The sequence below is a fragment of the Thermovenabulum sp. genome, from assembly GCF_049723235.1.
GTDB lineage: Bacteria > Bacillota > Thermosediminibacteria > Thermosediminibacterales > Thermosediminibacteraceae > Thermovenabulum.
The window spans coordinates 19,024-44,661 of the sequence record NZ_JBNARB010000019.1 but is presented as its reverse complement, the minus strand read 5'-3'; the positions used below and the strand labels follow the sequence as shown (position 1 = coordinate 44,661).

23 protein-coding genes are annotated in these 25,638 nt (G+C 33.8%); all 23 read left to right on the top strand.

Annotation, left to right across the window (positions count from 1 at the left end):
* Window positions 1–335 precede the first annotated feature (335 nt).
* The 23 genes from proS (at window position 336) to ACPLOV_RS09375 (ending at window position 25,624) form a co-directional block, all read left to right on the top strand.
* A complete protein-coding gene (proS, locus tag ACPLOV_RS09485) occupies window positions 336–1,772 on the top strand; it encodes a proline--tRNA ligase (RefSeq protein WP_424911070.1) in 1,437 nt (478 codons plus the stop codon).
* Window positions 1,773–1,789: 17 nt separating this feature from the next.
* A complete protein-coding gene (locus ACPLOV_RS09480) occupies window positions 1,790–3,247 on the top strand; it encodes a YbaK/EbsC family protein (RefSeq protein ID WP_424911069.1) in 1,458 nt (485 codons plus the stop codon).
* Window positions 3,248–3,311: 64 nt separating this feature from the next.
* Window positions 3,312–3,956: a glycosyltransferase family 2 protein gene (locus ACPLOV_RS09475; protein ID WP_424908859.1), complete on the top strand. Its 645-nt coding sequence runs from the start codon at window positions 3,312–3,314 to the stop codon at window positions 3,954–3,956.
* Window positions 3,957–4,616, top strand: a complete 660-nt coding sequence (locus ACPLOV_RS09470) for an MgtC/SapB family protein (protein WP_424908858.1) — start codon at window positions 3,957–3,959, stop codon at window positions 4,614–4,616.
* A 19-nt stretch (window positions 4,617–4,635) separates the two neighbouring features.
* Window positions 4,636–8,874 (top strand): PolC-type DNA polymerase III, encoded by a 4,239-nt coding sequence (locus ACPLOV_RS09465; RefSeq protein ID WP_424911068.1) that lies wholly within the window; start codon window positions 4,636–4,638, stop codon window positions 8,872–8,874.
* Between the two features lie 116 nt (window positions 8,875–8,990).
* A complete protein-coding gene (rimP, locus tag ACPLOV_RS09460; RefSeq protein ID WP_424908856.1) occupies window positions 8,991–9,473 on the top strand; it encodes a ribosome maturation factor RimP in 483 nt (160 codons plus the stop codon).
* A 2-nt stretch (window positions 9,474–9,475) separates the two neighbouring features.
* On the top strand, window positions 9,476–10,507 hold the full coding sequence (nusA, locus tag ACPLOV_RS09455) for a transcription termination factor NusA (protein WP_424908855.1): 1,032 nt from the start codon (window positions 9,476–9,478) through the stop codon (window positions 10,505–10,507).
* 11 nt (window positions 10,508–10,518) lie between these two features.
* Window positions 10,519–10,794 carry an RNase P modulator RnpM gene (gene rnpM / locus ACPLOV_RS09450; protein WP_424908854.1) on the top strand — a complete coding sequence of 92 codons (276 nt, stop codon included), beginning with the start codon at window positions 10,519–10,521 and terminating at the stop codon, window positions 10,792–10,794.
* Window positions 10,781–11,131: a L7Ae/L30e/S12e/Gadd45 family ribosomal protein gene (locus ACPLOV_RS09445; protein ID WP_424908853.1), complete on the top strand. Its 351-nt coding sequence runs from the start codon at window positions 10,781–10,783 to the stop codon at window positions 11,129–11,131. The genes rnpM and ACPLOV_RS09445 overlap by 14 nt, the downstream gene beginning before the upstream one ends.
* Before the next feature lie 37 nt (window positions 11,132–11,168).
* Window positions 11,169–13,118: a translation initiation factor IF-2 gene (gene infB / locus ACPLOV_RS09440; RefSeq protein ID WP_424908861.1), complete on the top strand. Its 1,950-nt coding sequence runs from the start codon at window positions 11,169–11,171 to the stop codon at window positions 13,116–13,118.
* A gap of 41 nt (window positions 13,119–13,159) precedes the next feature.
* Window positions 13,160–13,522, top strand: a complete 363-nt coding sequence (gene rbfA, locus ACPLOV_RS09435; RefSeq protein WP_424908852.1) for a 30S ribosome-binding factor RbfA — start codon at window positions 13,160–13,162, stop codon at window positions 13,520–13,522.
* A 3-nt stretch (window positions 13,523–13,525) separates the two neighbouring features.
* Window positions 13,526–14,509, top strand: coding sequence for a DHH family phosphoesterase (locus ACPLOV_RS09430; protein WP_424908851.1), 984 nt, complete (start codon window positions 13,526–13,528; stop codon window positions 14,507–14,509).
* Window positions 14,493–15,389, top strand: a complete 897-nt coding sequence (truB, locus tag ACPLOV_RS09425; protein ID WP_424908850.1) for a tRNA pseudouridine(55) synthase TruB — start codon at window positions 14,493–14,495, stop codon at window positions 15,387–15,389. The genes ACPLOV_RS09430 and truB overlap by 17 nt, the downstream gene beginning before the upstream one ends.
* 8 nt (window positions 15,390–15,397) lie before the next feature.
* Entirely contained in the window at window positions 15,398–16,372 is a 975-nt protein-coding gene (locus tag ACPLOV_RS09420; protein WP_424908849.1) for a bifunctional riboflavin kinase/FAD synthetase, read from the top strand.
* Window positions 16,373–16,483: 111 nt separating this feature from the next.
* Complete coding sequence (rpsO, locus tag ACPLOV_RS09415; RefSeq protein ID WP_068748522.1) at window positions 16,484–16,753, top strand: 30S ribosomal protein S15; 270 nt, start codon at window positions 16,484–16,486, stop codon at window positions 16,751–16,753.
* A 107-nt stretch (window positions 16,754–16,860) separates the two neighbouring features.
* Entirely contained in the window at window positions 16,861–18,960 is a 2,100-nt protein-coding gene (locus ACPLOV_RS09410; RefSeq protein ID WP_424908848.1) for a polyribonucleotide nucleotidyltransferase, read from the top strand.
* Between the two features lie 107 nt (window positions 18,961–19,067).
* A complete protein-coding gene (locus tag ACPLOV_RS09405) occupies window positions 19,068–19,775 on the top strand; it encodes a polysaccharide deacetylase family protein (protein ID WP_424908847.1) in 708 nt (235 codons plus the stop codon).
* A gap of 90 nt (window positions 19,776–19,865) precedes the next feature.
* Window positions 19,866–20,315 (top strand): dUTP diphosphatase, encoded by a 450-nt coding sequence (gene dut, locus ACPLOV_RS09400; RefSeq protein ID WP_424908846.1) that lies wholly within the window; start codon window positions 19,866–19,868, stop codon window positions 20,313–20,315.
* Window positions 20,316–20,382: 67 nt separating this feature from the next.
* Window positions 20,383–20,640 carry a YlmC/YmxH family sporulation protein gene (locus tag ACPLOV_RS09395; RefSeq protein WP_424908845.1) on the top strand — a complete coding sequence of 86 codons (258 nt, stop codon included), beginning with the start codon at window positions 20,383–20,385 and terminating at the stop codon, window positions 20,638–20,640.
* A gap of 26 nt (window positions 20,641–20,666) precedes the next feature.
* The gene (locus ACPLOV_RS09390; protein WP_424908844.1) at window positions 20,667–22,334 is read left to right on the top strand and encodes a ribonuclease J; all 1,668 of its coding nucleotides are present in this window, start codon (window positions 20,667–20,669) and stop codon (window positions 22,332–22,334) included.
* A 79-nt stretch (window positions 22,335–22,413) separates the two neighbouring features.
* Window positions 22,414–23,154 carry a ClpP family protease gene (locus ACPLOV_RS09385; RefSeq protein WP_424908843.1) on the top strand — a complete coding sequence of 247 codons (741 nt, stop codon included), beginning with the start codon at window positions 22,414–22,416 and terminating at the stop codon, window positions 23,152–23,154.
* A 1-nt stretch (window position 23,155) separates the two neighbouring features.
* Window positions 23,156–23,377 carry a YlzJ-like family protein gene (locus ACPLOV_RS09380; RefSeq protein ID WP_424908842.1) on the top strand — a complete coding sequence of 74 codons (222 nt, stop codon included), beginning with the start codon at window positions 23,156–23,158 and terminating at the stop codon, window positions 23,375–23,377.
* Window positions 23,378–23,458: 81 nt separating this feature from the next.
* On the top strand, window positions 23,459–25,624 hold the full coding sequence (locus ACPLOV_RS09375) for a DNA translocase FtsK 4TM domain-containing protein (protein ID WP_424911067.1): 2,166 nt from the start codon (window positions 23,459–23,461) through the stop codon (window positions 25,622–25,624).
* Window positions 25,625–25,638: the final 14 nt, after the last annotated feature.

The following is a 25,638-nucleotide window of genomic DNA, read 5'->3' as shown; positions in this document are numbered from 1 at the left end:
ATACTGCAATAAATTTGTGATAGAAATTAAAAAAATGGTACAAAGCAAAAAGCTCAAGGGTAAAAGTGTTTGACAAATATGTAAAATTTTAATAAAATATAATACAAATTAAAAATTTAAAGGTAATGACGGAGGCTAATAGAAAGTTTACCTGCGAAAAGAGAGCGCACCCCAAAGGCTGAAAGGGTCGCCGCAAGGGACTTTCGAACCCACCTCCCGAGCTGCTTTTGCCGGCAAACGCCGTTATCTCTAATGAGTACCAAATAGGGTGGTACCGCGAATAACCTTCGCCCCTTCAGGCGAAGGTTTTTTAATTTTATAAAGGAGGTATTGTTATGGAAGAAAAATTTGTTAAAGAAATTACCCCGCGCAGTGAAGATTTTGCTCAATGGTATGTAGATGTAATTTTAAAAGGAGAATTGGCTGATTATTCACCGGTTAGGGGCTGTATGGTAATAAGGCCCTATGGATATGCAATATGGGAAAACATTCAAAAACTTTTGGATAAGCGTTTTAAAGATACCGGACATAAAAATGCATATTTTCCTGTTTTTATCCCCGAATCTTTACTTAAAAAAGAAGCAGAACACGTGGAAGGTTTTGCCCCCGAAGTTGCATGGGTAACTCATGGTGGGCAGGAAGAACTGGCGGAAAGAATTGCCGTAAGACCTACTTCGGAAACAATTATTTGTAGCATGTATGCAAAATGGATAAAATCTTATAGAGACTTGCCTGTACTAATTAATCAGTGGTGTAATGTAGTAAGATGGGAAAAAAGTACGAAACCTTTTTTAAGGACCGCTGAATTCTTATGGCAGGAAGGTCATACAGCCCACCGAACCGAAGAAGATGCTGAAGAAGAGACTTTACGGATGCTGGAAGTATACAGAGACTTTGTGGAATCGGAACTTTCCATACCTGTAATTAAAGGAAGAAAATCAGAAAATGAAAAATTTGCTGGTGCACTGAGAACCTATACAATTGAAGCCTTGATGAGTGATGGGAGGGCATTGCAGGCAGGTACTTCTCACAATTTGGGGCAACATTTTTCCAAAGTTTTTGACATACAATTTTTAGACCAGGACGGACAGCTGAAATACGTATGGCAAACCTCCTGGGGTGTATCTACGAGATTAATAGGTGCGATTATAATGACTCATGGCGATGACCGTGGATTAAAATTACCGCCCAAAGTAGCACCAATTCAAGTCATAATAGTTCCCATTTTTGGTCAAAAGAAAGATTTAGTTTTGAATAAAGCTAAAGAAATATACGAACTATTAAAGAACGAATTCCGGGTTGAACTTGATGATAGAGATGAATATACTCCCGGATGGAAATTTAACGAATGGGAGATGAAGGGAGTACCCGTAAGGTTAGAAATAGGGCCTAAGGATATTGAAAATAACCAAGTAGTGGTGGTAAGGAGAGATACTTTCGAAAAGAATTTTGTTGCCGAGGAAGATGCCGTGGAATATATAAAAAATCTCCTGAATGATATTCAAAAAAATATGTTTGAACAAGCCAAAAAATATAGAGAAGAAAATACAAGGGTAGCTTTAAACTTTGAGGAATTGAAAAATTTAATTGAAAATTATAGAGGGTTTGTCAAGGCGATGTGGTGTGGCAATGGCGATTGCGAAAAATACATTAAAGAACAGACGGGTGCCACACTCCGTTGCATACCTTTTGAACAGGAAAAATTATCTGATAGATGCGTAGTGTGTGGAAAGGAAGCAGAAAAAATGGTCTATTTTGCAAAATCCTATTAATTCGAGGTGAAAGGAGAATGAAAGCAACCGAAATATTCCCAAAGAGCGTATTTAATATCCCTGCCGGTTTAAAATACGATACCGAAAAACTCTTGTATAAAAGCGGATTACTAAGGTCAGGGGAAACCCTGACCTTTTATTCCCTGGGAGTAAAAATTTTGGATAAAATAAAAGAAATAATTATAAATAGAATAGAAGCCGAAAATTTTCAAAAAATATATCAATTTGAACCTTCCATAGAAGATATAAAAAGAGAAATCTACAATGAAAAAATCCTTCCTTTAAACTTTTACTTTTTAAACGATTTTACCCTCTATTCCTATGAAATCACAAACATTACTCCAAAATTGCCCAGAATATTAAATCAAATTTTAGATTATTTTATGCAAAAAATTATCAGCCAAAAATATTTTACTGTAGCAGAAAGTAATGAAAAAATAATTTATTCTTTTTCCTCGGAAAAAAGAGATTTTGCTTTTTTACATTGTCCGGGGTGCTCAAATTCATACTCCTTAAATTATGTAAGTTATAAAAAAGAAATTGAGCCTAAGAAACTTAAAAAGAATGAAAGCATGAAAAAGGTTTATACACCTGGTATTAAGACCATTTCCGAACTTTGTAGCTTCTTAAATATTTCTCCAGAAAAGACTATCAAAACAATGATTTACAAAGTTAATTATAATAATAATAAGGAAGAGTACATAGCTGCTCTTGTAAAAGGTTCAAGGAATATAAATGAAGAAAAGTTGAAAAGAGTTTTAGGTGCTTACAAAGTTACTTTGGCCAATGAAGAAGAAATAATAAATTTTGGCCACACCAAAATGGGATTTGCTGGGCCTATTGGGCTTGACATGAAAGTCATAGCTGATAGGGATATTATTGACATGAAGGAAGCAGTAGTAGGTGCAAATGAAGAAGATTACCATATAATAGACGTTATTCCGGAAAAAGATATAAAGATTGATATCGTTTGCGACATTAAAGAAAATAAAGATAATGACCTTTGCCCTGTCTGCAATAGACCAATGGAAATAATTGAGGGTCAAATAGTTGTAGAATTTTCGACATCCAAGGAAAATAATATAACCTTTAATTCTATGAAAATAGATTTATTTAATCTCTTTTATTTAATTTCTGAAAAAAATAGGGATTCTGAAGGATTGATATTTACCCCGGAGTTTTCTCCCGCTCTTTGCTACATTATCCCAATAAATGTAAAAAATGAGTCTATTCTTAATGCATCAAAGGAAATTTATGAAAAATTAATAAAGTATTTGGATGTCATTATTGACGATAGGGAAGATAGCCCGGGAGTTAAATTCAAGGATGCAGATTTGCTGGGTATACCGTATAAAATTATAATTGGCAATAAATTTATTAAAGAAGGAAAAGTTGAAATAAAAGAAAGAAAAACTGGAAAGTCCTTTGAAATAGAATTTAATAATATTAATATTGAATTTTTTAATACTCTGTGATAAATTTTTTTTGCTTGATTAGATTATTTTTTCATGTAAATTATGATAAAAGGAGAGGGTTACCATGTCAGTGGCAGCTATAGTTCCAGCATATAATGAAGAACGGACGGTAGGATCGGTGTTAAAAACGATTATAGAAAGCGGTCTATGCGATGAAATTATTTTAGTTAGTGACGGTTCTACTGACAATACTTCACAAGTAGGAAGAAACCTGGGGATTAAAGTATTAGACATAAAAGAAAATAAAGGCAAATTTTCGGCTATTTTAGAAGGGTATAAATCTACTAAATCGGAAATTATTTTAATGTTAGATGCAGATCTGGTAGGCTTAAAAAAAGAGCATATAGAAAAATTAATTGAACCAGTAAAAAAAATGGAAGCAGACATGAGTATTGGAATTTTTAAAAACGGGAGAGGGGCCACTGATTTAGCGCAAAAAATAACCCCTTTTCTATCGGGACAAAGGGCTATGAAAAGAGAGGTAATGGAAAAATTAATAACTTATCCTGCTGATAATTACGGTTTAGAAATGGCGTTAACAATCTTATCGAAAAAAGAAGGTTTTAAAGTAAAAATGGTAGATTTATACGATTTAACCCATGTAATGAAGGAAGAAAAAAGGGGATTTTTTAGAGGAAGTTTTGCTCGTTTGAAAATGTACTATGATATATTAAGGGTGTTTATAAAACTTAGATTCGGGGTGTATTAAATGATTACTCAAAGTGAAGTGGTGACTCGTCTCCTTTTATCGATAATTCTTGGAGGTATCATAGGAATTGAAAGGGAGAGTGTAAATAGGCCGGCCGGCTTTAGAACACATGTCCTTGTGTGCGTAGGATCGACTTTAACAATGCTGGTTTCAATATTTATATTTGAAAAATTTAGAGCTTTTACCTCTACAGACCCTTCAAGGATTGCAGCACAAGTAGTAAGTGGTATAGGATTCCTGGGTGCAGGAACAATTATAAGAGTTGGACCTACTGTTAAGGGTTTAACCACGGCTGCAAGCCTGTGGACTGTAGCTTCCATTGGACTTGCTATAGGTTGCGGCTTTTATTCTGCTGCTATAATTGCTACAATTTTTACTTTTATTACACTTATTTCCCTTACCAGAATAGAAGCGGTATTCATTAATCGGAGGCTACTTTATAACATATATGTCACTGTTTCGGATAAACCGGGACAATTGGGAAAAATTGGTACGGTTTTGGGAGAATACGGAATAAGTATAAGAAATATCAAAATGGAAAATTTAGATGAGGATAGAGTAAATATAAATCTTACTGTAAGGTTACCAGCAAATGTAAAAATAGAGGATGTTATAATGAAATTGTCGGCTATTGAAGGTGTTCAATGTATCGATATTTAATTTGGCCGGAGGAAGAACTATGTTAGATCTATTTAAAATTGTTTCTTTATCAAATTATAATGATAAAGAAATTTTAATTATAAAAAGTACAATTGTTAAAAAAGTAGAAATAAATAAAAAACAACAGAGCGTTGATATATATTTGGAAGGCATAGATCCTTTAAAAGAAGAGATAATTAATAAAATTACAAGAGATATTAAACAAAAAATTGGCTGTAATGCAAATATTAACTTAAATTTTATAGAAACAAACAAAAACTGTGATAAAAAGGTTGCGATAGAAGTAATTAAAGAGAACTGGGAAACTTGCAAAGAAGAGCTTTTTAAGAAATACCCTTCCACCAGAATATTTTTAATAAATACGAGCTGGGAATATAAAAATGGAGTACTGGAGATCATAGTAGAAAAAAATGGTAATAAGTATTTAGAAAAAAAAAGAGCAAAGGACTTTATCGAAAAGTTTTTTTTAAGGTACGGTATTGAAATCAATGTAGAATTTAAAGAAAAGTTAGAAGTTGAATATTATGATTTCGAAGAAGAGGAAAGAAAAATTGTTGAATCTATCTTAATGGATTTAAGTTGTGAAAAAGATAAAAAACAAAAAAAGCAGATTGATGTTATTTTAGGAAAAGACTTTGAACAACCACCGATCAATATCAATGCAATTGCCGGTGAAGAGAAAGAAGTTGTAATATTAGGGAAAATTTTCGATGTACAAGTAAAAGAACTGAAAAATGAAGGATTGCTTGTAACCTTCGCAATTACTGATAATACGGCTTCTTTACCGGTTAAATTATTTTTGAAAAAAGATAAAAAAGAGTTAATTAATTATTTAGAAGAAGGACAGTATTTAAAAATTCGAGGCAAGATTGAACAAAGTAAATTTACACAGGAATACGAATTGATACCTTATGATATAAAACTTTCCGAAAAACCCTGGAGAAAGGATGAAGCAGAAGAAAAAAGGGTTGAGCTTCATTTACATACTAAATTTTCCTCGATGGATGCGATTTGTTCCCCAAAAGAAGTAATAGAAATGGTAAAAAATTGGGGTTGGAAAGCTATAGCATTTACAGATCATGGGGTTGTACAAGCTTTTCCTGAGATTTACGAAGCTTCTATAAATTCGGGCGTAAAGCCTATTTACGGAATGGAAGCCTATATCTTTGATGACCAATTTCCAGTAATTGCATTCCCACCGGAAGGAAATATTGATGATTTTCTTTATGTAGCCGTTGATATTGAAACAACAGGCCTATCAATGGATTCTGACGAAATAATAGAAATTGGAGCTGTAAAAATATATAAAGGAGAAATTATCGACACCTTTCATACTTTTATAAAGCCTAAAAAATCTATTCCATCAAGTATTTCCAGCTTAACCGGGATTACAAATGCGATGGTGGAAAATGCCCCTCCTCTTAACGAAGCTTTATACAAGTTTAAAGATTTTATTAAAGATGCTGTATTCGTAGCTCACAATGCAGAATTTGATTCAGGATTTTTAAGAAGGGACTTTTATAAACTGGGCATTCCCTTTAAAAATAGTGTCATTGATACCGTTGCTTTATCGGCTATGGTTCTTGAAGATATTAAAAACCATAAGCTGGATACTGTGGCAAAGTATTTAAACATTAAGCTAAAAAATCACCACAGGGCCACAGATGATGCTAATGCCCTGGCACTTATATTTATAGAATTAATAAAAAGAGCAAAAGAAAAAGGAGCCTTAAAACTTTCCGATTTAAACACATTAAATACGCCGTGTAATATAAATTCTTATCATGCGATTATTCTTGCTCAGAATGAAACAGGACTTTATAATTTATACAAATTGGTTTCTATATCTCATTTAAATTATTTTTACAGGCATCCGAGGATACCAAAATCTCTGCTTAATTCCATGAGACAAGGTCTTTTGATAGGTTCGGCATGTGAATCGGGAGAACTTTTTCAGGCTCTTTTAAATTATCATTCTGAAGAGGATATTGAAAGGCTTGCCTCTTTTTATGATTTTCTGGAAATTCAACCTTTAAAAAATAATTATTTTATGGTTCAAAGAGGTATTGTAAAAAGCGAGGAGACATTGAAAGAAATAAATAAAAAAATTTACCTCCTTGGAAAAAAATTAAATAAATTCGTAGTTATGACCAGTGATGCCCATTTTATTAATCCTGAAGATGAAATTTTTAGAAAGATCCTGCTCAATGCTCAGGGATATCAGGATTATGATAAAAGCTCCATGCTATATTTGAAAACCACAAAGGAAATGTTATCCGAAGCTGAATATTTGGGTGACGGCCCGGCTTACGAAGTAGTAATTGAGAATCCAAGGAGAATTGCCGAACTTATAAAAGATAATTTAAAACCAGTTCCCGATGAATTATATCCCCCAAAAATAGATGGGGCCGAAGAAGAAATAATAAATATGACTTATAAGAGAGCAAAAGAAATTTACGGAGAGGATCTCCCGGAAATTGTCAAAAAAAGAATTGAAAGAGAGCTTAATTCCATAGTAAATAACGGATATTCGGTTATATATTTAATTGCTCATAAACTTGTGAAAAAATCTTTGAACGACGGTTATTTAGTAGGTTCAAGGGGTTCCGTTGGATCTTCCCTGGTAGCTACCATGTGTGAAATCACCGAAGTAAATCCTTTACCGCCTCACTATTTGTGCCCTAAATGCAAGAAAACTATTTTTGTTGAGAACAATGAAGGAATTGTAGGGCCAGATCTTCCGGACAAATTATGTCCAAATTGTTCAAGTAAAATGAAAAAAGACGGATTTAATATTCCCTTTGAAGTTTTTATGGGTTTTGAAGGAGATAAAGTACCGGATATTGATCTTAACTTTTCAGGAGAATACCAAAGTAAAGCTCACAAGTATACAGAAGAGCTTTTTGGAAAAGATAGCGTATTCAGGGCAGGTACTATATCTACAATTGCCGAGAAAACGGCTTACGGTTTTGTAAAATCCTATGCAAATGATAATAAATTAAATTTCCCCGAGTGTGAAATTAAAAGGTTAGCGCAGGGAATAACGGGAGTAAAAAGAACAACCGGTCAACATCCCGGCGGATTAATAGTAGTTCCCAAAGATAAAGAGATTTATGAGTTTACCCCTATACAATACCCGGCTGATGACAGGGAATCAGGAGTCATCACTACCCATTTCGATTATCATTCGATAAGTGAAAGGCTTTTAAAATTGGATCTGCTGGGACATGACGATCCTACTGTGATAAAGCTGCTGGAGGAAGAAACCGGGGTAAATGCAAGAGAAATTCCCTTAGATGACAGGAAAACCATGGGTATATTTTCCAGTTTGGAACCTTTGTCATTAAATCCAGAGGATGTCGGAACTACAGTAGGAACCTTAGGGGTGCCGGAATTTGGAACTCGTTTTGTAAGACAGATGCTGGAAGATACAAGACCCACTACTTTTTCCGAACTTGTTAGAATCAGCGGTTTATCCCATGGGACAGATGTATGGTTAAACAATGCTCAAGATCTAATTAAAAACAAAATAGCAACTTTGAAGGAAGTAATTGCTACCCGCGATGACATTATGCTACATCTTATAGAAAAAGGAGTAGAGCCTAAAATCGCTTTTAATATAATGGAAAGGGTAAGAAAGGGAAAGGGATTAAAACCCGAAGAAGAGGAAATTATGAAAAAAAATAACGTAGAACCATGGTTTATTGAATCCTGCAAGAAAATAAAATATATGTTCCCAAAAGCTCATGCAGTTGCTTACGTAATTATGGCTTTTAGAATTGCTTATTTTAAAGTATATTATCCAAAGGCTTTTTATGCCACTTATTTCACGGTAAGGGCAGATGACTTCGATGGGGAATTGATCTTAAAAGGACATAAAGCTATAAAAGAAGCTATTAAAGAAATAGAAAGTAAGGATAAGGAAGCTTCAGCAAAGGAAAAAAATTTATTAACAATTCTGGAAGTGGCGAATGAAATGTATCTGAGGGGAATAGAATTTTTGCCCGTTGATTTATATAACTCTCATTATAAAAAATTTATTATTACTGATGAAGGTATTTTACCACCTTTAACAACTCTACCCGGCCTCGGCATTGCCGCTGCGTTAAGCATTTTTGAAGAAAGACAAAAAGCTCCTTTCACATCAATAGAAGATCTAAGAATAAGGACAAGAGTAACAAAAAATGTTATTGAAATATTAAGAAAAAACGGGGTTCTCGGTGGTTTAAGGGAAACCGATCAGATTTGTCTTTTTTGAATATTGTATAAAAATATTCAATGTGCTATAATAAAATGAGATTAATTTTGGAAGATTAGTAATAGAGTGGGTTTTCTCCCACTCTTTTAAATTATTTTAAAGGGTGGTACGGTATTATGCAGAAAAATCTTATTTTAGAAAAAGCTAAAAATATTGCTGACGAAGCATTAAAGGGAAAAAATTACGAATTGGTGGATGTTGAGTTTGTTAAAGAAGGAGGTAATTGGTATTTAAGGTATTATATCGATAAACCGGGAGGAGTAACCTTAGACGATTGTCAGGAGGTGAGTGAAGAAATAAGCAGACTGCTGGATATTTACGATCCTATTCCTCAAAGGTATATTCTTGAAGTTTCTTCTCCAGGTGTAGAGCGGCCGCTAAAAAAAGACAGCGATTTTATAAGATTTAAAGGTAAAGAGATAGAAGTAAAAACCTTTGAACCAATATCAGGTAAAAAATCCTTTACGGGCATTTTAGTAGATTTTATTGATGGAGTAATTGTTTTAAAAGAAAAGGACACTAATTTTAATATACCGAAAGATAAAATTTCCTCTGCTCGACTTAAATTTAATTTCAAATTTGACGAACAGGAGAGGTAAAGATGAATATTGAATTTCTTGAAGCACTGGAACAAATTGAAAAAGATAAAGGAATTAATAAAGAAATTCTCATAGAGGCAATTGAAGCAGCCCTTGTTTCAGCATATAAAAAAAATTACGGGACGACTCAGAATGTAAAAATCAATATTGATAGAGAAACTGGCGAAGTAAAAGTATTCTCTCAGAAAACTGTAAAAGAAGATGTTTCGAACCCTCTTTTGGAGATTAGTCTTATTGAAGCAAAAAAAATTAATCCTTTGGTAAAAGTGGGAGATATAATTTCAGTAGAAGTAAAGCCAAAAAATTTTGGCAGAATTGCAGCTCAAACCGCTAAACAGGTAGTCATGCAGAGGATTAAAGAAGCTGAAAGAAATATAATTTACGAAGAATTTGCAGGCAGAGAAACAGACCTGGTAACAGGTATTATTCTGCGCACGGAGAAAAAAAATGTTATAATAGATTTGGGGAAGACGGAAGTTATTTTACCACCGACTGAACAAATTCCCAATGAAGTGTATAATACCGGTGAAAGGATAAAAGTATATGTTTTAGAAGTTAAAAAAACTACAAAAGGGCCACAGATTACCGTATCCCGTTCTCATCCAGGATTAATAAAGAGGCTTTTCGAATTAGAAGTACCTGAAATTTATGAAGGAATTGTAGAGATCAAAAGTATTGCCAGGGAAGCAGGATCAAGAACAAAAATTGCTGTTCATTCTCGAGATGAAAATGTGGATCCCGTAGGAGCTTGCGTAGGTCAAAAAGGTACCCGAGTTCAAACAATTGTGGATGAACTCAAAGGTGAAAAAATAGATATAATAAAATGGAGTAAAGATCCTGCTGAATATATATCAAACGCTTTAAGCCCTGCAAAAGTATTGAAAGTAGATATAGATGAAGATAACAAAACAGCAAGGGTGATTGTTCCAGATAATCAGCTTTCCCTTGCAATTGGAAAAGAAGGACAAAATGCTCGTCTTGCTGCGAAATTAACGGGCTGGAAAATTGATATTAAACCGCAAAATAAATCTTAGGGGGGATTGTCTTGAGTCCTAAAAAAATCCCTCAAAGAATGTGCTTGGGATGTAAGCAGATGAAACCAAAAAAAGAATTAATTAGGGTTGTAAGAGCTCCTGATGGAAGTATTTTTGTAGACCTCACCGGTAAAAAGTCTGGAAGAGGAGCTTATTTTTGCAGGGATCCCAAATGTTTTGATAAAGCTTTAAATGAAGATAGGCTTTCAAAAGCTTTGGATTGCAGTATAGATAAAGATACTATTGAAAGGCTTAAGGAGGAAGTTATAAAAAGTGAAGCCTTGTAATATTTATTTTCTCCTGGGCCTTGCTCAAAAAGGAGGAAAAATAGTTTCCGGGTGGAGCCTTGTGAAAAAACTAATCCCTTTAAAAAAAATAAAATTAGTAATAATTTCACAGGACGCCTCGGAAGGAACAAAAAGATATTTTAAAGATATGTGTGAAAGGTTCAATGTGCCGTTTTGTATTTTTGGTAATTCATACGATCTGGGTAAATCTATTGGAAAAGATGAAAGGAAAATACTGGGTATAAAAGATTACTATTTTTCAAAAAAAATCATAGAATACGTAGGAGCTCATTTAAAATCGGAGGTGGGGAATATTGACAAAGGTAAGGGTGTATGAACTCGCAAAAAAATTAGGAGTTCCCAGTAAAAAATTAATGACCATTTTAGAGGATTTAGACATTGATGTCAAAAATCATATGAGCAGCCTTGAGGATGATATGGCTCAGCTTATTATAGATTTAATAAACGAAGAAAAAGAGCCAAAAAAGAATAAAAAAGATAAAGAAGAAGAAAAGGAATTAAAAATTATTGAACCCAAAAAGGAAGTAGAAAAAAAAGAGGAACAGACAAAGAGTAAGATTCAAAAGGTAATTTTACCTGAAAAGATTACCATTAAAGAATTAGGACAGAAAACTAATATTGAACCGGTAAAATTGATAAAAAAATTGATTGATTTTGGTTTGATGTTAAATATTAATGCTGATATAGATTTTGAATCTGCAAAAAGGCTCTTAAAAGAATTTGGTTATGAAGCTGAAAAAGAAGAAGAGGAATCAAAGGAAAAGCTTGTAAAGAAAATAAAAGAAGAATCTGCAGGAAACCTCAAACCTCGTCCTCCTGTGGTAACAGTTATGGGACATGTAGATCATGGAAAGACCACATTACTTGATGCTATCAGGGAGACCAGAGTGGCAGCTCAAGAAGCAGGAGGTATAACTCAACATATTGGTGCTTCGCAAATAGAAAAAGATGGTAAAATTATTATTTTTTTAGATACACCAGGCCATGAAGCTTTTACGGCACTCAGGGCAAGAGGAGCGAGCGTAACAGATATCGTAGTTTTAGTCGTTGCTGCTGATGATGGCGTAATGCCTCAAACTATTGAAGCAATAAACCATGCTAAAGCTGCTGGTGTGCCTATTATTGTAGCAGTAAATAAAATAGATAAGCCTGATGCTAATCCAGAGAAAGTAAAACAGCAACTGACAGAATATGGCTTGATACCGGAGGAATGGGGTGGAGATACCGTTTTTGTAAATGTATCAGCAAGAAATCGTATTGGTATAGATCAACTGTTAGAAATGATTTTGCTTGTAGCAGATATGCAGGAGTTGAAAGCTGATTACGATAGCCCTGCAGTAGGTGTAATTATCGAAGCGAAACTTGATAAGGGGCGCGGCCCTGTAGCGTCAGTAATTGTTCAAAAGGGAACATTAAAAGTAGGAGATATAATAGTGGCAGGAGGCACCTGGGGAAAAGTAAGAGCAATGTTTGATTCCCGTGGAAAGATAGTTAAAGAAGCTACTCCATCTATTCCAGTTGAAGTAATTGGATTTGAAGAAGTACCTGTAGCTGGAGATATTTTAAAAGTAGTCGAAGATGAAAAAACTGCAAGAGAAATGGCTGAAAAAGAAAAGGAGTTGTTAAAAGAAAAAGAGGATATTACTTCTCCAAAAGTGTCCCTGGAAAAATTGTTTGATAAAATTAAAAAAGGAGAAGTAAAAGAACTAAACGTCATTATAAAAGCGGATGTTCACGGCTCTTTAGAAGCTTTAAAACAAGCTATTGAAAAATGTTCTAATGATCAAGTAGTAATAAGGATAATACATGGTGGAGTAGGCGCTATAAATGAAAGCGATATACTGTTGGCATCAGCTTCCAATGCTGTAGTTATTGGATTTAATGTAAGACCCGATTCTAATGCAAGAAAATTGGCTGAAAAGGAAAACATAGATATAAGAACTTATAGAATCATATATGAACTAATTGAGGATTTACAATCCGCAATGAAAGGTTTATTGGAACCTGAATACAAAGAAGTAGTTATCGGTCATGCACAGGTTAGAGCGCTGTTTAAAGTACCTAATGTAGGTATCGTAGCTGGGTGTTATGTAGTAGATGGCAAAATTACTCGAAATGCTAACATCAGGGTTATCAGAAATGGCGTGGTTATTTACGAAGGTAAAATTTCATCATTAAAGAGGTTCAAGGAAGACGTCAGAGAAGTTGCAAGCGGATATGAATGCGGAATTGCAATAGATAAATTTAATGATATAAAAGAGGACGATGTTCTTGAAGCATTTGTAAATAAAAAGGTAGAATAATTAATCCAAAATTATTAAAGTAAGATAAAGGGGGAAAAAAGGTGGAATTCTCAAGAACCGATAGAATAGCAGGAGAAATTAAAAAAGCTGTAAGTGAAATTATAAATAATGATCTAAAAGACCCCCGTATACAAGGACTTATATCTGTAACCAAGGTAGAAGTATCAAAGGATTTAAGACATGCAAAAATATTTTTAAGTATATTTGGTAATGAGAGTGAAAAAGAAGAAATAATTTCAACTATACAAAAAGCTGAAGGGTTTATCAGGAAAGAATTGGGATCAAGGATTAGAATTAAGTTTTTGCCTGAACTATCTTTCAAATTAGATGAATCAATTGAATATGGGATTCATATCAGTAAACTGCTCAAAGATATTTCACAAGAAACAAAGGAAGAGGAATAAAATATGGATATAATATCCATCAAGGATACAATATTAAATAATAAAAGTTTTATAATAACTTCTCATTTAACTCCCGATGGAGACGCTATAGGATCACTGCTGGGACTTACCTTAGCTTTAGATAATTTGGGCAAAGAAGTATTTCCTGTTTTAAACGATAGTATCCCAAAGCGTTATTTATTTTTACCCCATGCAAAATCTATTGTAAACGAAAATTCTCTTTCGGGCAAAAAGGATGTTATTATCTGCCTTGATTCCGCAGATTCCGAAAGGATAGGTTTTAAGAATCCCTTAAAAAATTACGCGAATATAATAATAAATATTGATCACCATAAAAGCCATGTGCTGTTTGGAGATTTAAATTACGTTGACCCTTCAGCTTCCTCGGTAGGGGAAATGGTTTATAATTTGGTTAAGGAAATTAATGTAAAAATAAATTATGATATTGCGCTTTGTCTATATACTGCAATAATTACCGATACGGGTTCTGTAAAACATTCGAATACCACACCCTCAGCCCTTAGAGCTTTAGCAGATTTTGTAGAATTAGGAGTTAAACCCGATAGGGTGAGCTGGGAGGTATTTGAGAAAAACAGTCTCAATACTATTTTACTTTTAAAGGATACATTAAATACCTTAAAGATATCTGATGATGGAAAAATTGCCTGGCTAACCATTACCCGGGAGATGTTGGAAAAAACAAATACCTTGGAGGAAGATACCGAAGGTTTGATTGATTATGCAAGAAGCATAGAGGGTGTAGAAATAGCCTTGCTTTTTAAAGAAAGGGAAGATAATAAAATAAAAATTAGCTTGCGGTCAAACGGTTGGATAGATGTTAGTGAAATAGCAAAAAAAATGAACGGGGGAGGCCATGCGAAGGCTGCCGGTTGTATGTTGGAAGGAAATATGAAAGATGTAGAAAAAAAGGTATTAAGAATCATAGAAGAGTATATGGAAGAGGGTAAAAATGGAGGGAATTATTAATTTAATAAAACCACCGGGTATTACTTCCCACGATGCGGTATCTTATTTAAGAAAGGTTTTTTCCATTAAACGTATAGGTCATGGTGGCACGTTGGACCCCGGCGCTTGCGGGGTAATTCCAATATTTATCGGGAAGGCTACCAGAGCAATTGAATACTTTGAAAACTGCGATAAAGAATATATAGCAGAAATCACCCTGGGTAAAACTTATGATACAGGAGATAACTTTGGGAATTTAATTGATGAAAAAGATCCTTCAAAAATTACCTTGGAAGATTTTAGAAATGTTATTTCAAAATATATTGGTGAGATAGAACAAATTCCTCCGATGTATTCGGCTATTAAAGTAAAAGGCAGAAAACTTTATGAATACGCCCGAAAGGGATTGGAAATTGAGAGAAAGCCACGAAAAATATATATATACACTATTAAAATACTTGATTTTAAAAATCCAAGAGCAAGGATCAAAATACACTGTTCGAAGGGTACTTATATTAGGACTCTATGTGAAGATATTGGAAAAGATTTAGGATGCGGCGCACATATGTCATTACTTATTAGAACAAGATCCGGCCCATTTTCCTTAGAAAAATCGGTCACCTTCGAAGAAATTGAAAAATATTACAGAACAAATGAAATAAATGGATTTCTTTTGCCTGTGGATAAAATGCTCAATAGAATAATGAAAAAAGTTACAATTCCTTATGAAAAAGAACAGATATTAAAAAGAAATTTTATACCTTTAGAAAAATTATTAAAGGATTTTAGGGAATCTAATGAAGATTTTTATATGCTTTATGATAAAAATAATGTTTTTTTTGGCATAGGCAAATTAGATTCAGATAGAAAAATTATAAAGTTCCATAAAATTTTTATTTGAGGGTCGAGATGATAATGAAAACATATTTAGATATAGAAAATTTTTCAACAGAAAAAAATACTGCCGTAGGGTTGGGAAATTTTGACGGTGTTCATTTAGGACACAGGAGGCTTATAACCGTTTTAAAAGAAGAATCAAGAAAAAGGAATCTTGTTTCCACAATACTTACCTTTGATCCCCATCCGTCTAAAATTTTATTTCCTGAAAAAGATTTTTCTTTAATTGATACACTAAATAAGAAAATTTCTATTATAAAGAGCATGGGAATTAGTTTATTAGTTATTGCTCCTTTCACCTATGAATTATCGCGATTGAATTGGGAAGAGTTTGTTGAAAAAATACTCCTTGAAAAGATGAAGGCAAAATTAATTGTAGTTGGTTATAATTTTACTTTTGGATATAACGGCCAGGGAAATGTGGAAAAATTATCCAATATTGGGAAGGAAAAGGGCTTCGAAACCATTGTTATACCCCCGGTAAAAAAAGAAGGAGAGATAGTTAGTAGCTCAAAAATAAGAATGTTTATTAAAGAAGGCGATATGGAAAAAGCCCAGATGCTCTTAGGCCGTCCTTTCAGTATTGAAGGAAGAGTAATAAAGGGAAAATCTCTGGGGAGAAAGCTTGGTTTTCCCACCGCCAATATAGAAATTCCTGAAGGAATTGTATTGCCATCTTTTGGAGTATATTCCGTTTATATAAAAATTAATAACGATAAATTATATGAAGGTATAGCTAATATAGGAATAAACCCAACTTTCATGGATAGGAATATTAAAAATCCTATTTTGGAAGTCCATATATTTGATTTTACGAAATTAATATATGGAGAACAGGTAGAGGTATTTTTCATAAAAAAAATAAGGGATGAAAAAAAGTTTGAGACTCCCAATGCCTTAGCTGAACAAATTAAAAATGATATAATTACCGCAAGGGAAATTTTGAGAGGAGCATCTTTTTCCAGAATTTCTTGTATAAAGGGATAACATATGTTATAATATTTTACGAAAAATGTTTATGAACCCTTGCGCGGTAATCCATTACCTCCAATAGGTTACTGGGCAATAGGGGATTAAAAGAAGTTAGGAGGTGAAAAAATGGCATTAACAAAGGAATTGAAGCAGGAATTGATAAGTAAATTTAAAGTACATGAAAATGATACGGGATCTCCGGAAGTACAGATAGCTCTTCTTACCGAAAGAATAAATCAGTTAACCGAGCACCTTAAGGTTCACAAAAAGGATCATCACTCTCGTAGAGGACTTTTAAAGATGGTAGGTAAGAGGAGAGCCCTTCTTAATTATTTAAAAGAAAAAGATTTTGAACGTTATAAATCCGTAATAGAAAAATTAGATCTAAGAAAATAAAAAAGCGGGGATTCCCCGCTTTAATTTTTAAAAAAAAGAAGGAAAAAATATATTTAATGTAGAATAAAAATTATGGTTTTTAATGGAAGAAAGGAGGCAATAATTAGTTGGAAATATTTAATACAGAAATAGCAGGAAGGACATTGGTTTTTGAAACAGGGAAACTTGCTCAACAAGCAAATGGAGCAGTTTTAGCAAAATACGGTGATACTGTTGTTCTTGTTACCGCAACCGCTTCAAAGGAACCGAGAGAAGGGGTGGATTTTTTACCTCTAACAGTGGACTATGAGGAAAGGTTATACGCAGTTGGGAAAATTCCCGGCGGATTTATAAAAAGAGAAGGAAAACCCAGTGAAAAAGCAATACTTTCAGCGCGTTTGATAGACAGGCCCCTTAGACCTTTATTTCCGAAGGATTTGAGAAATGATATTCAAATTATTGCTACTATTTTATCCGTAGACCAGGATAATACTCCGGATGTTCTTGCTATCAATGGTGCATCTTTAGCTCTTTGTATTTCTGACATTCCTTTTGAAGGTCCTGTAGGAGCTGTTTCGGTTGGTTTAATTGACGGAAAGTTTGTTATCAATCCTACCGTGGAGCAACATGAGAAAAGTCGCTTGAGATTAGTAGTGGCAGGAACAAAAGATGCTATTTTAATGGTGGAAGCAGGTGCGGATGAGGTTACAGAAGAAGAAATGTTAAATGCAATACTTTTTGGACATGAAGAAATTAAAAAAATAGTAGCCTTTCAGGAAGAGATAATAGCTAAAATAGGTAAACCTAAAATGGAAATACCTCCTATTAACATTGATGCCGAAATGGAAAAAGCTGTTAGAGATTTTGCCACCCCAGAAATACAAAAAGCTATTCGTATATATGAAAAACAGGAAAGAGAAGCGTATCTTTCGAAAATTACGGAAGATACTCTAACTCATTTTGCAGAGATTTATCCAGAAAGGGAAAAGGAAATATCGGATATACTGTATAATATTTTAAAAGAAGAAGTTAGAAAAATGATTACCAAAGAAGGAGTAAGGCCAGACGGGCGTAAGAGCAACGAAATAAGGCCAATTTCTTGCGAAGTGGGAATTCTACCAAGAACTCACGGATCAGGACTTTTTACCCGGGGACAAACTCAGGTTTTAACAGTTGCTACCTTAGGTGCTCTTGGAGATGTTCAAATCCTTGATGGCTTAGATCTGGAAGAAACAAAAAGGTATATGCATCATTATAACTTTCCACCCTATAGTACCGGTGAAACAAGAGTTCTTAGGGGACCTGGCAGAAGAGAAATTGGACATGGCGCTCTGGCAGAAAGAGCATTAGAACCAATGATACCTCCTGAAGAAGAATTCCCTTACACAATTAGACTTGTTTCCGAGGTATTAAGCTCAAATGGATCTACTTCTATGGCGAGTGTATGTGGTTCAACCTTAGCATTGATGGATGCGGGAGTTCCTATAAAAGCTCCTGTTGCAGGAATTGCAATGGGTCTTATAAAAGAGGAAGAAGATTTTACTATACTTTCTGATATTCAGGGTATAGAAGACTTTTTAGGTGATATGGACTTTAAGGTAGCCGGTACAGCAAAGGGAATAACTGCAATACAAATGGATATAAAAATTAAAGGAATTGACGAAAAAATAATGAGAAAGGCTCTGGCTCAAGCCAGGGAAGGAAGACTTTACATTCTTGAAAAAATGCTTTCAGTGATTTCTGAGCCGAGAAAAGAACTTTCTCCTTATGCCCCCAGAATTTTCTCTATTACAATTGATCCTGAAAAAATAAGGGATGTTATAGGACCCGGTGGAAAAACGATAAACAAGATAATATCTGAAACGGGAGTAAAAATTGATATAGAAGATGATGGAAGAATATACGTGGCAGCACCTAATGAAAAAGCTGGAGAAAAGGCCTTAGAAATGATTAATAGAATCACTCAAGATGTAGAAGTTGGTAAGGTTTATTTGGGCAAAGTACTGAGAATAACAAATTTTGGAGCTTTTGTAGAAATATTACCGGGAAAAGAAGGTCTTGTGCATATATCAAAACTTGCTAAAGGAAGGGTTAAAAGAGTGGAAGATGTAGTAAATGTCGGAGATGAGATACTGGTAAAGGTCACGGATATTGATAAGCAGGGAAGAATTAATTTATCCCATAAAGATGTTTTTCCTGAAACTCCAAAAAATAAAGCAAATGCATAAACCGATGAAATCGGTTTATGTTTTTTTATGTACTTTTTTAGTCATTTTTTTTATAAATTTATAATAAATTTTATTAAAAACTTTTATATAGGGGGAAAGCTAAATTTATGAAAGTCATTTCTTTTAGCATCCCCAGGTATTTCTCAAAAATAATTCTATTAATAATTTTTATTACATTATGGACCGTAATAAAAACAGAGGTATTTTGGTATAAAGATACCGAGACTTTAAATCCAATATATGAGTTGAATACCGAAAAAAAAATGATAGCCTTTACCTGCAACGTAGCATGGGGAAATGAGTATCTGCCAAAGATGCTGGAAATTTTCGATAAAAATAAAATTAAAATCACGTTTTTTATTGAAGGAAGATGGGCAGAAAAATACCCGGAATTGGTAAAAGAAATTAAAGAAAAAGGACACGAAATAGGGAATCACGGTTACAGCCATGCTCATCATGCCAAACTGAATTTGATGGAAAATAAAAAGGAAATTGAAAAATGTGAACAGGTACTAATAAAAGTTACCGGTGAAAAAACAAAGTTATTTGCTCCACCCTATGGTGAATTTTCAAAAGATACTATCAAAGCTGCTGAAGAAATGGGTTATAAAGTAATATTATGGTCAATAGATACCATAGATTGGAAAAATCCAGGAGCAAATTATATTATAAATAAAGTGTTAAAAAATGCAAATAATGGTAAGATCGTTTTAATGCATCCTACAAAAGATATCCTAGAAGCTCTTCCTGTAATAATTGAAAATTTAAAATCAAAAGGATTTTTAATTGTTCCGGTAGGAGAATTATTAGAGTGAAATGGAAACTTAAGAAAAAGTTGCAAACTACTTTTGAATTTTATATACTTTATTTTAAAAGATTATAAGGTTTGGATGAGGTGCGAATAATTGAAAAAAGTAACAATAAAAATAAAAAAAATTAAGGGTTGTGAAGATTTACCTTTTCCCTCTTATATGACCCCGTCTTCCTCTGGAATGGATCTTTTTGCTGCGGTAAGTGAAGAAGTGATAATAAAACCAGGGGAAATAAAATTAATTCCCTGCGGATTTATATTGGAATTACCTGAAGGATATGAAGCGCAGATTCGCCCCAGAAGTGGATTAGCCTTGAAATACGGCATTACAGTTCTTAATTCTCCAGGTACAATAGATGCAGATTATCGGGGGGAAGTAAAAGTAATTTTAATAAATCACGGAAAATATGATTTTACAGTCAAGAGGGGAGATAGAATAGCACAAATGGTATTATCAGAAGTTATAAAAGCTGAATTTATTGAGGCGGATGTTTTAGATATTACCGAAAGAGGAAAGGGAGGTTTCGGACATACAGGTATATAAACCTATAAAATTTTAGTATTAAAATTATTTTTGCCCCCATAGAATATAAATGAAGGGGGGCATGTTTATGAGGTTAAGCGAGCTTTGCAGTAAAGAAATAATAAACTTAGAAAATGGCGAAAAAATGGGAAACAACGGTTATATTGATTTAATATTCGATGAGTTAACGGGAAAAATAGAATATATCTTAGTGCCGGGTAAGTTCAGGTTTTTTTCTTTTGGTATAAAAAACTACATACAGATTCCATGGAACTCTATAAAAAGGATTGGACCGGATATTATTATTATAGAGTTGGAGAAATCTAATTACGGAAATAAAATATAAAAATATTGTATTGGAGGTGCTATTTTTTGTCAAAAAACGAACCAAAGATTCAAATTATACCTCTTGGTGGTCTTGGAGAAATAGGTAAAAATATGACTGTAATTCAATACGAAAAAGAAATACTGGTTATTGATGCGGGATTGATGTTCCCTGAAGAAGACATGCCTGGAATCGATATGGTAATTCCTGATATCACATATTTAAAGGAAAATCGCGAATACGTAAAAGCCATCTTATTAACACATGGGCATGAAGACCATATAGGCGCTCTTCCCTATGTATTGCAAGAATTAAATGTTCCTTTATTTGGGACAAAACTTACCCTGGGACTGGTTGAAGGCAAATTAAAGGAAAATAAAATCAAAAAAAATATTTCTATGAATGTGGTAAATCCCCTTCAAACTGTAAAAATAGGCAATTTTACGGTGGATTTTTTTCGTGTAAATCACAGCATACCGGATTCCTTAGGCATTGCTATTCATACTCCTGTTGGTACTATTTGTCATACAGGGGATTTTAAATTTGATCAAACCCCTGTAGATGGTAAAATTGCGGATCTTCATAAATTGGCTGAATTGGGCAGCAAAGGAGTACTAGTATTGCTATCGGATAGCACAAATGCCGAAAGAACGGGTTATACCATGTCCGAAAAAGTAGTAGGAGCTACCATAGAGGAAATATTTGGTATGGCCAAGGGAAGAATTATCGTAGCCACCTTTGCATCGAATATACATAGAATTCAGCAGGTTGTAGATGCAGCTTTTAAATACGATAGAAAAGTAGCAATTGTTGGAAGAAGTATGGTAAATACTGTTTCTATTGCAGAAAGTTTAGGGTACATTAATCTTCCCGAAAATATGATACTGGAACTCGACGAAATAAGCCATCTTCCCGAGAATAAGATAGTGATTATAACTACCGGTAGTCAAGGAGAGCCAATGTCTGCTTTAACTCGAATGGCTATGTCGGAACATAAAAAGTTAGAAATTTTACCGGGCGATACGGTATTAATAGCAGCCACACCTATACCCGGCAATGAAAAACTTGTAGCAAGAACAATTGATCATCTTTTTAAGCAGGGTGCTGATGTGATATATGAAAAGATTTCTGGAGTACATGTTTCCGGTCATGCCAGCCAGGAAGAATTAAAATTAATGATCAATTTAGTAAGACCCAAGTATTTTATACCTGTCCACGGGGAATTCAGGCACCTTATCCATCATGCAAACCTGGCAAAAGAAGTGGGAATACCTGAAGAAAACATTTTCATCGCTGAAAACGGACGAATTATAGAATTTACAAAAGATGGTGCAAGATTCTCCGGAAAGGTAACAGCCGGGAAAGTTCTGGTAGATGGTCTTGGTGTGGGAGATGTAGGCAATATTGTATTAAGAGATAGAAAACAATTAGCCCAGGATGGTATAATGATTGTCGTTGTTACAATAGATAAAGAGTCTACCGAAGTCGTTGCAGGACCGGATATTATTTCCAGAGGTTTTGTATATGTGAGAGAATCTGAACAGCTTATAGAACAGGCGAAAGATATTGTAAAACAGGAATTAAAAAAATGTCAGGAGGAAAATATTACCGAATGGTCATCTATAAAATCTGAAGTCCGGGAAGCCTTGGGGAAATTTCTTTTTGAGCAGACAAGGAGAAGGCCAATGATACTTCCGATTATAATGGAAGTATAAAATATCATATGAATATTAGATTTACTATTAGTAAAGGCTAATATTAGATAGAATATTTATTTGGAAGGATGAAAATACTATGGCCTTTACTAATAGAAATAATTCCAAAAATATAGAAAAAGAAAATCCAACTCAAGAAATTCCTTTACAAACTTCTGTCACCGATACAATTAATCAATTAGGACAAACGGATATACCTCGTTCGGAAAGCAATATTCACTGTCTTTCTATTGTTGGACAAATAGAAGGACATATAATTTTACCACCTCAAAATAAAACTACAAAATACGAACATATTATTCCTCAATTGGTAGCTATTGAGCAAAATCCAAAAATAGAAGGTCTTTTGATTATTTTAAATACAATTGGTGGGGACGTGGAAGCAGGACTTGCTTTAGCTGAAATGATAGCCAGCATGAGTAAACCTACAGTTTCCTTAATATTAGGAGGCGGGCACTCCATAGGAGTTCCCATTGCCGTTGCAAGTGACTATTCTTTTATAGCAGAAACGGCTACCATGACAATACATCCAATCAGGTTAACAGGTCTTGTGATCGGTGTACCTCAAACCTTCGAATACCTGGATAAAATGCAGGATAGGGTTATTAAATTTATTGTAAACCATTCAAAAATAACGGAGGAAAATCTACGTAAATTAATGTTTAATACAGGACAGTTAGCCAGGGATATCGGTACAGTTCTTATTGGTGAAGATGCGGTAAGATACGGAATAATTGATGAAGTGGGAGGGCTTGGTAAAGCGGTGGACAAGCTAAAGAGCTTAATTGAAGAAAAAAATAAGCCCAAAGGAGTAAATTAAAATGATATTATATACACCGATGCCTTATGAAATAATAATGGAGGGGTTTGAAAAATCCAACGTTAATTTTAAAGAAATTTTGATCGATGTAGACTTAAAACTTATAGTAGAACCAATGGACAATTTTTCTGCTAAAATAATAAGAATTATTAGTTCAAATCCTATGGATTATTTAAATCCAGAATTTCAACCGGGTAAAATAATTTTATTTAGAATGCATTAATAAAAAGGCTTAAAAGCCTTTTTATTTTTTAAAAAGGATTTTCCTGCTATATGGAGAATTATTTCATGGTGGGGTGATTCGGTGAAGACGGTAATTAATAAAAAAAGAGGATTAGTTCAAGAGATTAAAGGAATTGTTTTTGTTTTTCTGGGAATGTACTTTATTATATCTTTATATTTTAAAAATACCGGTGCTGTTGGAAATTTTATTAAAAATCTTTTATATTTAATTGCGGGCGAAGGAGCCGTTGTATTCAGTGTATTATTTTTATTTTTAGGTCTTTCTTTTTCCTTAAAAATTAATAATAATGAACTCAATCTCAGAACAACAGGAGCAATTATAATTTTTATAGTTGTATCCTCAATCCTTCATTTTAAAATTAAAAACAATATTTTCTCAGTAAACCTTCCTGAATTAATTAAAGAAAGCATTCTTTATGCAAAACAGGGCAAAGGGGGAGGAATCTTAGGGGCAATAAATTATTATTTTTTCTATAAATTATTCGGTTTATGGGGCTTCTATATTTTTATGACTGCGCTTTCAAGTATAAGCATAATACTAATTACAGGGTCTTCACCTATTGATATAATGCTAAAAACTTTTAAAAGACTGTATAAAAGAAAAATTAAAATTAAGGCTCCATTAAAGGAAGAATTAGATAAAATAGAGGCGAAAAATGATTTACAAAACCCTGCAGCAAATAAATCCTTAGAGATAAATGAGTTACCCATCAAGATAAATAATTTGTCCAATAATAACAAATTAGCGATCGATAAAGATGAAGACAATATTAAAACAGTTGTTGTAAAAAAGAATTCTGTATGCGAAAATTATATTGATTATAAGTTACCACCAATAAGTTTACTGAAAAAATCTCCTGATAAAGGGCAAAATTTAAGCGAAAAGGAAATTTTAAATACAGCTCAGGTCCTCGAAAATACTTTATTAAGCTTTGGGATTCAAGCAAAAGTTATAGAGGTAGGATGCGGACCTACAGTAACAAGATTTGAACTTCAACCTTCTCCGGGAGTAAAGGTAAGTAAAATTGTAAGCCTTTCGGACGATATAGCCTTAAGCCTCGCTGTGCCGGATGTAAGAATAGAAGCTCCTATACCCGGAAAATCAGCTGTAGGTATAGAAATCCCTAACAAAGAAGTCTCAAGGGTATATCTTAGAGATATTATAGAATCTCCCCTTTTTAAAAATTCTGACTCACCTTTAACTGCGGCTTTAGGAAAGGATATTGCAGGTAAACCAATTGTAGCTGATCTACAGGAAATGCCCCATTTGCTAATTGCAGGTGCTACGGGTTCAGGCAAAAGTATTTGCATTAACTGTATAATTTTAAGTATTTTATTTAAAGCTTCTCCAATGAACGTAAGGCTATTATTGATTGATCCTAAAAGGGTAGAATTATCTTGCTACAACGGTATACCTCATTTATTGACACCGGTTATAAATGACCCTAAAAAAGCTTCTGCCGCTTTAAATTGGATGGTCAGCGAAATGGAAAGAAGATATCAATTATTTGCTCAAAAAGGTGTAAAGGATATCAACAGGTATAATGAGATTATAGGACAAGAAAAACTACCAAAAATATTGATAATTATTGATGAATTAGCAGATCTTATGATGGTTTCTCCAAAAGAAGTAGAAGATTCCATATGTCGCTTAGCACAAATGGCGAGAGCAGCAGGAATGCATTTGATAGTTGCTACTCAAAGACCTTCTGTAGATGTAATAACGGGCTTGATAAAAGCAAATATACCTTCAAGAATCTCTTTTGCGGTATCTTCTCAGGTTGATTCAAGAACTATTTTGGATATGGCAGGAGCGGAAAAATTGCTGGGTAAAGGCGACATGTTATTCTTACCTATAGGAGCTTCTAAGCCTGTAAGGGTCCAGGGAGCCTATATTAGCGAAAAAGAAATTGATAATGTATTAAACTTCATTAAAAACCAAATGAAACCAACCTATGAGAAAAATTTAGAAGAAATTGATAGCGAAATAGAGCAAAAAAATTATGAAGAAGTGGATGAACTATTCAGAGAAGCATTGAAAATTGTTTTTGAAAACGGTCAAGCATCGGTTTCTCTTCTTCAAAGGAAGTTAAGGGTTGGATATGCCAGGGCTGCAAGATTAATAGATCAATTAGAAGCGCAAGGGATTATCAGCGGGTACGATGGTGCGAAACCTCGACAAATTTTGATAAACAAAGAGCAATATGATAAGTTGATGAATAACTGAAAGATAACAAAAAG